This window comes from Candidatus Magnetobacterium casense (assembly GCF_019173545.1).
GTDB classification, from domain to species: domain Bacteria; phylum Nitrospirota; class Thermodesulfovibrionia; order Thermodesulfovibrionales; family Magnetobacteriaceae; genus Magnetobacterium; species Magnetobacterium cryptolimnobacter.
The window spans coordinates 1-12,335 of record NZ_JABXWD010000072.1 but is presented as its reverse complement, the minus strand read 5'-3'; the positions used below and the strand labels follow the sequence as shown (position 1 = coordinate 12,335).

Genomic DNA, 12,335 nt, shown 5'->3' with positions numbered 1-12,335 from the left:
AAAGACATGAGGTCTTCTTTAACACAAATCCTGATAATCCCTTAATCCGTTAAATCGTGGTTCAGACATCTTTATATGCATAGTTTGTAATATGACATTGTCAAAATAAATGTGTATACTGAAATGACGCAGGTTTTTTAAGGCATGATATTTGAGTGACAAAATAATGGGGTCAAGGGGGCTGGCCCCCTTGCAGGGGGTTCTAAAGGGGGGCGGAGCCGCCCCTTTCTTTCTTTTGCTACCATGAAATATAAAGAAGATATCAAAGATGTGTAGAGTCTTACAGTCCCAGTTCCTGTGGCAGTCCGATCCTTCCAAGTACGGCTGATGCAGCGGCCACAGCCGGGTTTGACAGATAGACTTCGCTCTGTGGATGTCCCATTCTGCCGACAAAGTTCCTGTTGGTGGTGGCGATGGCCCTTTCCCCCTTTGCCAGTATCCCCATGTGCCCGCCCAGACATGGGCCGCACGTTGGAGTTGATACCGCAGCCTCGGCTTCTATAAACACCTCCAGTAGCCCTTCCCTCATGGCCTCCATGTATATGGCCTGCGTGGCGGGAATGACAATGAGGCGAACGTTTGTGTTGACCTTCCGACCCTTTATAACGGCTGCGGCCTCCCTGAGGTCTTCGAGGCGACCGTTTGTGCATGAACCGATGACCACCTGGTCAATGGTCACGTTGGTCAGTTCGCTTGCCGGACGCACGTTGGAGGGCAGGTGTGGGCATGCCACGGTTGGTTGTATCCGTGAGCAGTCGTAGTCTCTGACGTCGAAGTAGGTTGCCTCTTTGCCGGAGGTGTAAAAAGTGCATGGTCGTTTGGCCCTGTCATTGAGGTATGCGCGCGTGGTGTCATCGGGAACGATTATGCCGCTTTTTCCGCCGGCCTCTATTGCCATGTTGCACATAGTCAGGCGATGGTGCATGGGCATGGCGCTTATCACCTCACCCTCAAACTCCATTGCCATGTACAGGGCGCCATCCACGCCGATATCGCCAATGGTGTGCAGGATCAGGTCCTTACCGCCGACCCACTTGTTCAACTTCCCGTGATAGACGAACTTCATCGATTCGGGCACCTTAAACCAGCACTGCCCACTGGCCATGGCCGCAGCAACGTCGGTGGACCCCACGCCCGTGGAAAACGCACCCAATGCCCCATACGTACAGGTGTGGCTGTCTGCCCCAATGACCAGGTCTCCGGCAACGACCAATCCCTGCTCGGGCAGCAGGGCATGTTCAACCCCCATCCGGCCCACGTCAAAGAACAGACTCATGTCGTACTCCCGTGCAAAGTCCTTGAGTTCCTTGCACTGTTCTGCCGCCTTGATGTCCTTCTGCGGGGCAAAGTGGTCGGAGACAAACACCACCCTGTCCTTGTCAAAGACGCCCTTGGCCCCTATCTTTCGGAACTCCTGGATAGCGATGGGAGCCGTTATATCGTTGGCCAAAACCAGGTCAACCTTGGCGTTGATCAGCTCTCCACGTTCAACCTCCTGCTTTGCGGCGTGTGCAGCGAGAATCTTCTCTGTGATAGTCATACATGTCCTCCAAAATAGTTACAAACAAAACATAGTCTCTTAATTTTAGCATATCGACTGAAGTGTTTATAAGCAAAATTTGTATCCTCTTTAAAAAGCAGGGTAAAAAATTTTTTCACGGTTAAAAAGGCATGGATTCCTGCTTTCGCAGGAATGACAGTTACAGGCGTTTTCCAAGTGTGTCATTCCTGGCTTGACCAGGAATCCATGATGCATAAAAGCATAGTTACCATTAAATATAAAGAGGATACCAAAATTTTTTACGCCGGCACCACTGTAGTGAATGTATTCCGGGTTAGAAAGATTTTAATGTTGAGGTGTGTTTTTGGCAATCCCCTCCTCCCTCTGTGATAGGGGTGGAGGGGGATTCGACTAAACTACGGAGTGTTTTTTTTGATGTGTGTGGTTAGTACTTTATCTGCCAGGGTGAATTTATGGTCCCAGGTGAGCCGCCGCCGGTAATTGTTGCAGCGTTCATAAACCAGATGACCACCTCACCGGTAGATGGGTTTTGCCACAGGATATCTCCCTTGCCATCGCCGTTGAAGTCACGCACTCCTTTGGCCAGCCATGGGGTTGCAACCACAGCGACCACACCTCCGTTGACCACCGTTGAGCCATTCATAAACCAGATGGCTGTATGACCACTGGCAGTGTTTTGCCAGAGGATGTCTGCCTTGCCATCGCCATCGAAGTCACCGGTGTCTACTATCAGCCATTGAGATGCGGCACTTCCCGGAGAGCCTGAACCGTGTATCACGGTGCCATTCATAAGCCAGACAACAGTTTGACCACTGGCAGTGTTTTGCCAGAGGATATCGGCCTTGCCATCGCCATCGAAGTCACCGGTGGTTTTAATTTGCCAGTTCAAGTCGCTCACAATCCCAGGGAATCCACCGTTGACAATGACAGTGCCATTCATTATCCAGATGGCCACTTGGCCCGTCACGGTGTTGTACCAGAGGATATCGCTCTTGCCATCGGCATTGAAGTCGGCCACCCCCTTTATCTGCCATGTCAGGTCAGGGACTGTGGAGGGCGAACCACCAGTGGTTATTGTGTCTCCGTCCATGAGCCAGATAATTATCTGACCGCTGGAGGTGTTTTGCCAGAGGATATCGCTCTTGCCATTGCCGTTAAAGTCACCCACCCCCTTTATCTGCCATGTCAGGTCTGACACTGTGGCCGGAGAGCCTCCTGTTTCTATCTCGTCATCATCCAGCATCCATATGACTACCTGGCCGGTAGAGATGTTCTGCCAGAGGATGTCGCTCTTGCCGTCACCGTTAAAGTCTGCCCTCTTACCAGATTTGGGTGGTATGGCAGCACTATGGCCTGCATCGGCATACTTGAGACTGTTGTCGGATATCTCCGGCTCCGGGACGTTGCCGAAGTTTGAGGCAAAAACCATACCCTGATTGAAAACCGCTAACACCATTAAGACAAACAGCAACAGAAATCTTATAGACAACCGCCGTGTATGCCTGACATGCTTAATTCTCACTTGTTTCATAGAATCCTCCTTTTTTTTATGAGCCTGTTTTTTACTAAATCAGGTTAGCACAAACAATCACGCCGTGTCAATCCAAAAGAATCTTTATAAGCAATGGTCTATGGTGTATCTGAAAAAATATAAAAAAAAATCGACCCCTTTTATTAATTTATTGAAATCCTGCATAATATAAAAACAAGACAGGATGCTACTATATGAGTTTGCTGTTTTACTATAAAATTAAGGATGAGAGGTCAATATGGCAGTAAAGCAAATGTTCGTATGTTGTAGGAAGTCTATTTATCAACAACTCAGTCTTATATTTAAGGAATATAACAAACAGGTGGAAGTAAGGTATTTTGGCAGGACTGCAGACCTTGAAGAGGCACTGGGCCGTGAGGAAGACTGCTGCATGCTAATGCTGGATGCTGTGATGGAAAAACGTTCCATCTTTGAGTTGGCCATAAAGATCAAGCAAGACAACCCTGCAATCAATACCCTGTTACTGGTATCGTCGGATACCACCAAGGATGAACTAGTAGAAGTCATTGACGCCAAGGCTGTTTGCGGTGTACTGTTGATCCCTTTTACATCGTCTCAGGTTGAGGACTATATCACACGGATATGCTGTCTTGACAGGGAAGAAGAAGAAAACCCATTAACGGCGAAAAAGAATGTTGTAAGAACGCATAAATTCTAACTCATTATGGTAATAGCCGTACTTTTGATGGAGTTATAAAAGAAAGACAAACCACCTGCGCCTAATATTGCTATGCCATTAAGAGCAATAAAACATGCCCTTCTTTTTTAGCTACAGGTGACACAGGCGCCTCTACAGCCGCTCAATCCACAACCTCTAAGTCAAGTTCCAGAGAGCAGCGTAGGGGATATCTCTGTGTGGTTTACCCTTCAATTAGCTTGTATTTGCGTAAGATATCGAGCAGCTTGTTCTTGTCGATAGGTTTCACGAGATAATCGTTACATCCCCACTCAAATGCCTCATTTTTTTCCTCTTGCAGGTCATAGGCGGTAGTCATAATGACCTTTACCTCGTATTGTTGTTCGACTCCGGCTTTTTTTTCCATTTCGCGCAAGTCCTTCAGTGCCTGCTGTCCATCCATCTCCGGCATCATTATGTCCATACAGATCAGGTCATAGGGTTCGCCATCCTTCCAGGCATGGACGAAGGCCTCCAGTGCCTCCTCTCCGTTTATTGCCACATCACAGTTCCCATATCGGGAAAGGATCCTCTGTAAGAGCGTTCTGCTCTTAAATTCGTCTTCTACGACCAACGCTTTCATTAACTTACCTCCGGTTTTTCATAAGCATTCTATAAATTCCCTGATGGTTTTGCAGAGCTTAAACCACGGAAATCTCAACCTCTAAACTCTATCGTAAACATGGCGCCGGTTTCGGTGTTTTCGACATATAAATTGCCGCCCATGTGACTTTCAATGATTACCTTTGACATATACAGGCCAATACCGATGCCGTCTTCCCTCGTTGTAAAGTACGGCTCAAAAACCCTGTCGATAATAGTTTCCGGTATGCCCTGGCCATTGTCTTTGATCTTTATAATGACCTTTTTGTTGTCCCGGCATATAGTGATGTCTATGTCGCCCCTGCTGTTGGTTGTGAACTCTCCACCCTGGCGTTTTTTCAGGATTGCATCCCTGGCGTTATTGAGCACGTTGAGTATAACCTGCTGAAACTCACCGGGATACCCCTTTATAACAAGCCCTGTTGCAGCACCCAAGCCCACAGTATTATCGGAGACAACGGTTGAGCGGACATAGATGTCCATGCTCTGCAATTGAACGTGCACCAACGAAATAACGTCCTCTATGGCCTGATTTACATCAAAGGAGACCTGGTCCTTGTTGGGTTTGAAGAAATTGTAAAAATCCGTAATCGTATTGGACATAAAGGACAACTGCGCCATTGACTCCCTGGACATATTCTGTATGTACTGTTTGTCTATTTCGCCGAACTCGTATGCCTCCTCGAGGTCCTGGATGAGCAGCCCTATGACGTTTAACGGCTGCCGCCACTGGTGCGATATGGCCACCATCATTTCGCCCATTGCGGCCAGCTTTGACTGCTGTATCAGCATGTGTTCCTTCCTGCGACCCTTTTCGATCTCATCTCTCACCTTGGACTCGAGATTCTTGTTGAGTTCCTCCAGTTGCCTGGACTTCTCCTTCAACTTCCTTTCCATGTTGTGCTTATACAGGGCCATCTCTATGATTATACGCAACTCCCTTTTTTCAAACGGTTTGATAATATACCCGAAGGGGTCTGTCTCCTTTGCCCTCTGGAGGGTCTTGTCGTCGGTGTAGGAAGTCAGATAGACAATGGGTATATTCATAAATGCGCTTATATTCTCTGCCGCCTCTATACCGTCCATTTCCCCGCGCAGGAGTATGTCCATGAGGATTATGTCAGGGCGTTCATCCTCTGCCTTCTTTACCGCATCCTCACCACTAAAGACTACCGAGCACACATCATAGTCCAACCCCTCAAGCATCTCTCTAAGGCTGGTCGCTATAATCCACTCGTCCTCCACAACCATGATCCTGGTTTTTACCAATTCAGTTGTTATCCCTTTCCCACAACAGTTTTTATAAAGCTACCCTGCACATATACAGAGTATGTATATTTTATGAGGTCTTTGCCCTTTATGTCAACCATACCTTGCTGGAGGCACAAAGAAAAATTTTCCTGACACCGTAAAAAAATTTCCACCCAAGCTGCCACCGTCCAATCACCGTGGATGTCCCGCCGGGGTGTCTCCGGCAACAGGTTATCCTTAGTGCAAGCGGGTGTCAAACTGAATTCTTCCATGAGTTTATGTTCTGGCACGACAGTTGCTTTAGAATAATCAGTTTATTTTAAACTGGCTGTAGAATAACAGACTAACTGAGGTATTTTATTATGTTAATAAGTTGTTACAGGCAAGCTATACAGATGGATATAAAATTATCTAAGTTCAAACAATACATGGAGGTGTAATATGGCAGGATTTACAATCAACACGAACATCATGTCAATCAACGCTCAGAGAAATCTGAGAAAAACGCAGTCTCCCCTTAGTGAGACGATGCAGAGGCTGTCATCCGGTCTGCGCATCAACTCTGCCAAGGACGACGCTGCAGGGCTGGCAATTTCCACCAGGATGACCACACAGATAAGAGGTCTTACGGTCGCCACCAGGAATGCAGCCGATGGTTTATCGATGGCACAGACGGCAGAAGGTGCCATGGATGAAATAGTGAACAACCTTCAGAGGATCAGGGAACTTGCCGTGCAGGCGATGAGTGGTCAGTACGGTGTCACTGACGTCTCATTTATGCAGAGTGAGATCAACGCCCTCGTGGAGGAAATAGGCAGAACGGCTGAACAGGCCAAGTTCAACGACAGAAAACTCTTAAGCGGTGTATTTACATCACGCATACACGTAAGCTATGCCGCCTCAGACCCGTCAATCTCTTTCAGACTGGCGTCCCTGAACACCGATGCCCTTGGCGGTGCAACATTTACACCGACAGGTAAAAATGGCGCATTGATGTATCTGTACGATATTCACACGGCCACTACAACCGGCGTAGTGGGTGTAGGTGACAATGCCTTCAGAGATAGTTCCGGCGCAGCCCCTACCTGGAGCGATACGGCCAACGCACCAATAGTCTACACGGGAATGGCCACCCTAATGATTGCAGACCCAACCAGCTACACAGGGTTTTCATCACGGGCATCCAACACCATCGCAATTTGTGACGGGGCCATGAACACGGTTATAAGCGAAAAAGCAAAGATGGGCGCCAAGTCCAATCAGTTCGAGGCGATTATCAGAAACATCGACAACGTCCTTGAGACTACCTATGCGGCAAGGTCAAGGATATTAGACGCTGACTTTGCACAAGAGACGGCGAACATGACCAAGTTTATGATACTCCAGCAAGCCGGCATGTCAGTCCTGGCACAGGCCAATTCTATCCCGCAAAACGTACTGCAATTGCTAAAATAGCCCCCTCCCCCCAACAACCTCATCGATAAGGATAAAGGGAAGACTCCAACACCCCTTTATCCTTACAGATTCCTGACAGAACTCATACAGTCATCAAAGGCTGACACGGTCAGGACAATGCATCGGGGATTTTTTTGGGGTATTGTTTGGAGGCTATGTGTGCGCTTGCTCAATGACTATCACTTAAGGGAGTCAACGTCTATGTTGAATTCCTTGATTTTGAGTTGGAGGTTCTGCCTGTGAATATCGAGGAGTCTGGCCGCCTTTGATATATTGCCATCGCTCTGTATCAGTGCCGATGTGATGAGGTCTCGTTCAAACTCGTACTTGGCAATCTTCATGGGTTTAATGAGTCCGATTCTGTGGGTCGGCTTAGGCGTCTGATCTGTCTCTCTGCCACCACGGACTGCCCCCGATATGCTTGCAGGCAAGGCATCAACGGTAATGTGCTCACCGTGACCAAAGATGATGGCATGTTCGATGGCATTTTCCAGTTCCCTGACATTTCCAGGGTAATCGTAGTTGATCAGTGTCTCAACGGCCTCCGTGGACAGGTCTCCGATCTCCTTTTCCGGATACTTCTGCAGGTACTTGTTCAGGAAGTAAACGGCCAGCAGCGGGATATCCTCACGTCTCTTGCGCAACGGGGGAAGGTGTATGGAGATAACGTGCAGCCTGTAAAACAGGTCTTCCCTGAAAGCTCCCTCTTTGACGGCCTTTTTGAGGTCTTTGTTTGTAGCAGCAATGAAGCGCGCATCCACATTTTTGAAAGATGCCTCTCCCACTCTGTTAAATTCACCGTTTTGGATAACACGCAGGAGTTTGACCTGAAAATCCGGTGCCGTCTCTCCGATCTCATCCAGGAACAGGCTGCCACCGCCTGAAAGCTCTATGAACCCGACCTTGTCCCGCAGTGCTCCCGTAAATGCCCCCTTTGCATATCCAAACAGCTCCGACTCTATGAGGTCCTTTGATATGGCGGCACAGTTGACGGGCACAAAGGGGTTGTCCTTGCGATTGGAGTTGTAGTGGATGGCCCTGGCCACAAGCTCCTTGCCCGTGCCCGACTCACCGGTTATCACCACGCTGCCCGTGCTCTTGGCAGCGTACAGGATCGTCTTTCGCAACTCGTACATGCACTGACTCTTGCCCACCATGTTGTCAAAACCAAAGCACAGGCTAACCTCCCGACGAATGTTATCTATCTGCTCGGTTAGAGTCAGCTTTTCTATCGCCCGCTTTGTGGTAACCCTGACCTTGTCCGGAGACAGGGGTTTTGTGAGGTAATCGTAGGCGCCACGTTTGATGGCATCCACGGCCGTCTCTATGCCGGCAAAGGCCGTGATAAGGATCACCTGCGGGCAGGGGATGCGTTTTCTGGCCTCAGTTATAATGTCCAGACCACTGGCATCAGGCAGGTTGAGGTCGGTGAAGATCACATGAAAATCCTGCTCGTAGATGAGCGACAGTGCATGTACCCCCAACTGTGTGGTCACCACGTCATAGCCCTCCTTCCTCAGGATGATCTCCAGGGTCTTACAGAGGCTCAGTTCGTCATCCACGACGAGTATCTTTATCTGCATATAACTCCCTCAACTCACAAAGGGGTTCCTAATTCCTGTGTTCTTGATATTTTGGCCGTTTGACAGGTCTTCTGTCAACAAGAGTGATGCCTCTGCTTTCAGGGCTGATGATATAATCACAGAGTCCCAGAATGAATATTTGTACTTACCTTGTATATCTATGGCATTTAATATGATCTCTCCATCCACTATGATAGTCTTCCATTCTAAATAATCCATTATTATTTCTTTCGCATGTAGCACACCTACAGGAGTCGCTATTTTACGAGTTATTGTTACGTAAAACTCTTGTAACACCTGAGTGCTTATAACGCCATTGCCTGACATCCAAAGTCCTTCTATTATTTCCAGTGCTTTGGTGTATTTAGCGCCAGAGGTTTTGTCATAGGCATAGACAAGAATATTTGTATCTATAAATGTCTTACCCCCTTGCATGAAGTTCTTCTCTTACAGGCAAAAATTTGCCATCAGTACCCAGATACAGGCCTTTCCTCATGAGTGCTATTTGTCTGTCTCTTGCCCTCTGATACCCTAATTCCTTGTTAATTATTTTTTCAGTGGTCTCATTAGGGAATTCAAACTCTGATAATATCACATCTTGTTTTTCCATACTCTCTCCTGGTTCATGTCTATTTATAACATATAAGCACATGATATGTAAAGGATTTTTTGCTGTAAAAAATCCTGTGATGACATATATAGCACGTTTCAAAAAAGAAAGAAAGGGGCGGCTCCGCTTCTTTGTCGCTCCAGGAGGGGGCAGCGCCCCCCGGCTCAATGCGCTCCTGGCCCCTTCAGACCCCCCCGCAAGGGGAGGGGCGAGGCGCAACCTTGTCGCAGCGGGTCGCACCCGCCCCGGCCACGAAGAAGTCCCCTTGACCCCATAAAAGTGCCACCTATTTTGTATTTAATCCAATCGAAATTTGCTATAAACGATTTTTTTGAGGTATGATAATTGCCTGAATTGAGGTTAATCACGTTGTGGTTTTTCTTCGTATGCCCCTACACAGGCTCCTGTGATAGCGGCAGTTTGATCTTAAAGACGCTGCCGCTGCCCAGGACACTCTCAACGCTGATGCTGCCACGGTGTCTGTCGATGATCTTCTTTGAGATGGTCAACCCCAGCCCCGTGCCACCGGAGTCTCTGCGCGTTGAGAAAAACGGTTCAAACAAACTCGGTATCACCTCCGGAGGTATGCCCCTGCCGCTGTCCTTGATGCTAAACAGCACGTGAGTATCCGTCGTGTAGCCACGGATATGGATGATGCCATCAACCGGCGTAAACTGGCAGGCATTGTTGAGGATGTTGACAAAGACCTGACTTAGCAACACCTGGTCAACAACAATTGTCGGCGGTAGTTGCTCGAGATAGGTTGTGATATAAGGCATGTTGGTCCCTATCTTGCGCCTGACGGCCTCCACGGCCTCTGTGATGAGATCGGAGGGATTGACTTCCCTGAGCTTAAGGGGCTGCTGTCTGGCAAAGTCGGCCAGCTCACGCACCAGCACTTGACAACGATTGGTGTCCTTTATCATCAACTCTACGAGTTCTCTCTTGGTATCGGACTCTGGTATCTCTTCGTAAAACATATAGAGCATTGAGATGACGGAGGAAAGCGGATTGTTTATTTCGTGTGCAATCTCCGAGGAGAGCAGACGCATGGCCGCCATGTTTCGTTTTTCTATGATCTCATCCTGCTTGAGCATCAGTTCGTTGTTGGCGTCCTCGAGCTTCCTGATGGTGTTGGTGTAGGCAGCACGCACGGTTGTCAGGTCGGCAATCGTGCGATTGTAGGCCGATATGAAAGAGCGTATCTCCTGCGGGCCATCGATATCGAGGTAGTGGCCGGAGTTGTTGTCTACGGTGATATTGTCAAGGGCATGTTCTATCTCCTTGAGTGTATTTATAATTCCCCTTGCCAGGAGATAACTTACAACAATTACACCTGCCACTATAAAGACAAAAGACAAGGCAAATGACAGTTTCGCACGTGCTATCTTGTTGTTTATCTCATCCCTCTCTGCCCTGGAGATGTTTACAAGGGTCTTTTGTATCTCTCTGGCATAGTGGCGCATCTGTTTGAGTGTTTCATCTTGCCTGTTGTCTTGCTTGTCGTGGATCAGGCTCTGCATAACGCCGTTGTAGAGTGCAACGGTGTCCTTTAAGATTAAAAAGGGGCGCCTCTCACCTTTAACAATGTAGTCGTAGTTGATGTCATCGATGTTGCTTCTGAGTTGCTTCATGCTTTCGGTAAACAGGGCTATGTGTTCATGTTCTTCCTTAAACAACAGGATGTTCTTTTCGTACCTGCGAGCCATCATAAACGTCAGGTATATATCGTCTACCTTCTCTATGATCAGCACCTTGTGATATATATCGTTTAGCCCCTGAAGCTCGACAAAGATAATGGCAAAGGCCATAAAGATCGGCGACATCATGCTCAGAAATATCCGCTGACGTAACTTTAACTGTCGCATCACTGTGATAATGCTACGGATTGCCTGTCCATATTGTCTCCTGTTGCATATTTACTTATAACATAGAAGTGCATAACATGTAAATGTTTTTTGTTGCAGTCACGGAATCGACAGCCCCTTTGAGCCCCCTTACGGTACAAAGAGCGTGCTTAACGAGCGGCTGTTAAGCAGGGTCTTAGATATATCCGTCAACGTATTGTCGGCGGCTTTTTGTTTGGGGTGGATGACGATCAGACCGTAGTTGTGTGCCTCGGCAATGACCTCGTCTGCCTCGTCTGTCTCCTTTGTCGTCACGGGGATGGTAGCGTCTATGGCTGCAATGAGCTGTGTGGCCTCTGATGCGATTGTCCGTGTGCGCTGTCTGTATATATTTTCAAAGCGCCTGAAACTCTTACGGGACTTTATGTACGGGACCTCGCCAATGTGTCCATAGTCAACGGCAATGGCAAAAAGATCAGGTACCAGAGACATTATCCCAACCCGTGCCCTGAATGCCCTCGCCAACATCCCGGCATGTTTCACCATTGCCCCGTGACTGCTGCCGGTGTCATTGACATCCTCTATGACTACCAGGATGCTGCTTATTGTCATCGTGTTGCTGCTGACCAGGACGGGCTTGTCCTGCTGCAGGATTACGGTCTTTGTCACACCCTCAATCAGCCTCTCTGTTGCCCCTGTCAATGCCCCATAACTCATTGCAATGAGTTTTACGACGCCGTTTTCACCGGCATAGGCCAGTATCTCACTTGCCGGCTCACCGACTGACATCACCACCTCCATACCAACACCCAGCTCACTGCCAATGCCGTAGGACCTCCTGATTACCTCCCTGGCCAACATGTCAAACTCCGTTTCGATCCGCCTCTGAACCGTATACCATTTCGAAAACTCCGGAGTATAAAGCTCCGACCTGTCCACGTGAAACGCTACCACGCTGTAGCCCATACGCAGGGCCAAAGTGCAAGCTCCCCTCAGCGTATTATAGGCATCACCTGAGCCATCAACCGGCACCAGTATCTTCATAGGATCATAAGAAAAGACACAATATTCAATTTTTATACATCACTATACTGATCGGATTCGAGTTTTTTCGGGTATCAAAATTGCCGGTAGCACCACAATCAACCGTGGTTACCAGTATTTAAGGCACTTTTATCCCTTCATAATATGGCATTGTTACTATGCGGCAGCAACATGACCACGTTTGAATGGAGT

The 12,335-nt window shown here is 48.1% G+C and carries 11 protein-coding genes; 2 read left to right on the top strand and 9 right to left on the bottom strand.

Annotated elements, in window-relative coordinates; all coding sequences use genetic code 11:
* Window positions 1-280: 280 nt before the first annotated feature.
* On the bottom strand, window positions 281-1,540 hold the full coding sequence (leuC, locus tag HWQ67_RS05825) for a 3-isopropylmalate dehydratase large subunit (protein WP_040333764.1): 1,260 nt from the start codon (window positions 1,538-1,540) through the stop codon (window positions 281-283).
* Between the two features lie 406 nt (window positions 1,541-1,946).
* A complete protein-coding gene (locus tag HWQ67_RS05820) occupies window positions 1,947-3,053 on the bottom strand; it encodes an FG-GAP repeat domain-containing protein (protein WP_218251711.1) in 1,107 nt (368 codons plus the stop codon).
* Between the two features lie 238 nt (window positions 3,054-3,291).
* Between HWQ67_RS05820 and HWQ67_RS05815 the strand changes: the two genes are divergently transcribed.
* The gene (locus HWQ67_RS05815) at window positions 3,292-3,732 is read left to right on the top strand and encodes a hypothetical protein (protein ID WP_218251710.1); all 441 of its coding nucleotides are present in this window, start codon (window positions 3,292-3,294) and stop codon (window positions 3,730-3,732) included.
* A gap of 202 nt (window positions 3,733-3,934) precedes the next feature.
* On the opposite strand, the gene HWQ67_RS05810 is transcribed toward HWQ67_RS05815, so the two are convergent.
* Together HWQ67_RS05810 and HWQ67_RS05805 are read right to left on the bottom strand one after the other, a co-directional pair.
* Window positions 3,935-4,333: a response regulator gene (locus HWQ67_RS05810; protein ID WP_040333766.1), complete on the bottom strand. Its 399-nt coding sequence runs from the start codon at window positions 4,331-4,333 to the stop codon at window positions 3,935-3,937.
* Between the two features lie 74 nt (window positions 4,334-4,407).
* Window positions 4,408-5,622 carry a response regulator gene (locus HWQ67_RS05805; RefSeq protein WP_218251709.1) on the bottom strand — a complete coding sequence of 405 codons (1,215 nt, stop codon included), beginning with the start codon at window positions 5,620-5,622 and terminating at the stop codon, window positions 4,408-4,410.
* A gap of 423 nt (window positions 5,623-6,045) precedes the next feature.
* Here HWQ67_RS05805 and HWQ67_RS05800 point away from each other — a divergent pair, with 423 nt between their 5' ends.
* Entirely contained in the window at window positions 6,046-7,059 is a 1,014-nt protein-coding gene (locus tag HWQ67_RS05800) for a flagellin (RefSeq protein ID WP_218251708.1), read from the top strand.
* A 179-nt stretch (window positions 7,060-7,238) separates the two neighbouring features.
* Here the strand turns inward: HWQ67_RS05800 and HWQ67_RS05795 are convergent, their stop codons facing one another.
* The 5 genes from HWQ67_RS05795 to HWQ67_RS05775 form a co-directional block, all read right to left on the bottom strand.
* The gene (locus HWQ67_RS05795; protein ID WP_218251707.1) at window positions 7,239-8,642 is read right to left on the bottom strand and encodes a sigma-54-dependent transcriptional regulator; all 1,404 of its coding nucleotides are present in this window, start codon (window positions 8,640-8,642) and stop codon (window positions 7,239-7,241) included.
* A gap of 9 nt (window positions 8,643-8,651) precedes the next feature.
* Window positions 8,652-9,077, bottom strand: coding sequence for a PIN domain-containing protein (locus HWQ67_RS05790; protein ID WP_218251706.1), 426 nt, complete (start codon window positions 9,075-9,077; stop codon window positions 8,652-8,654).
* Window positions 9,064-9,252, bottom strand: a complete 189-nt coding sequence (locus tag HWQ67_RS05785) for a hypothetical protein (protein WP_218251705.1) — start codon at window positions 9,250-9,252, stop codon at window positions 9,064-9,066. The genes HWQ67_RS05790 and HWQ67_RS05785 overlap by 14 nt, the downstream gene beginning before the upstream one ends.
* A gap of 392 nt (window positions 9,253-9,644) precedes the next feature.
* Complete coding sequence (locus tag HWQ67_RS05780; RefSeq protein WP_218251704.1) at window positions 9,645-11,120, bottom strand: sensor histidine kinase; 1,476 nt, start codon at window positions 11,118-11,120, stop codon at window positions 9,645-9,647.
* 129 nt (window positions 11,121-11,249) lie between these two features.
* Complete coding sequence (locus HWQ67_RS05775) at window positions 11,250-12,143, bottom strand: universal stress protein (protein ID WP_218251703.1); 894 nt, start codon at window positions 12,141-12,143, stop codon at window positions 11,250-11,252.
* Window positions 12,144-12,335 lie beyond the last annotated feature (192 nt).

Excerpts from the sequence above, each read along its gene's own strand:
- HWQ67_RS05820 (WP_218251711.1), bottom strand. The coding sequence starts at position 3,053 with ATGAAACAAGTGAGAATTAAGCATGTCAGGCATACACGGCGGTTGTCT.
- HWQ67_RS05775 (WP_218251703.1), bottom strand. The coding sequence starts at position 12,143 with ATGAAGATACTGGTGCCGGTTGATGGCTCAGGTGATGCCTATAATACG.
- leuC (WP_040333764.1), bottom strand. The coding sequence starts at position 1,540 with ATGACTATCACAGAGAAGATTCTCGCTGCACACGCCGCAAAGCAGGAG.
- HWQ67_RS05800 (WP_218251708.1), top strand. The coding sequence starts at position 6,046 with ATGGCAGGATTTACAATCAACACGAACATCATGTCAATCAACGCTCAG.
- HWQ67_RS05815 (WP_218251710.1), top strand. The coding sequence starts at position 3,292 with ATGGCAGTAAAGCAAATGTTCGTATGTTGTAGGAAGTCTATTTATCAA.
- HWQ67_RS05810 (WP_040333766.1), bottom strand. The coding sequence starts at position 4,333 with ATGAAAGCGTTGGTCGTAGAAGACGAATTTAAGAGCAGAACGCTCTTA.
- HWQ67_RS05785 (WP_218251705.1), bottom strand. The coding sequence starts at position 9,252 with ATGGAAAAACAAGATGTGATATTATCAGAGTTTGAATTCCCTAATGAG.
- HWQ67_RS05790 (WP_218251706.1), bottom strand. The coding sequence starts at position 9,077 with ATGCAAGGGGGTAAGACATTTATAGATACAAATATTCTTGTCTATGCC.
- HWQ67_RS05780 (WP_218251704.1), bottom strand. The coding sequence starts at position 11,120 with ATGCGACAGTTAAAGTTACGTCAGCGGATATTTCTGAGCATGATGTCG.
- HWQ67_RS05795 (WP_218251707.1), bottom strand. The coding sequence starts at position 8,642 with ATGCAGATAAAGATACTCGTCGTGGATGACGAACTGAGCCTCTGTAAG.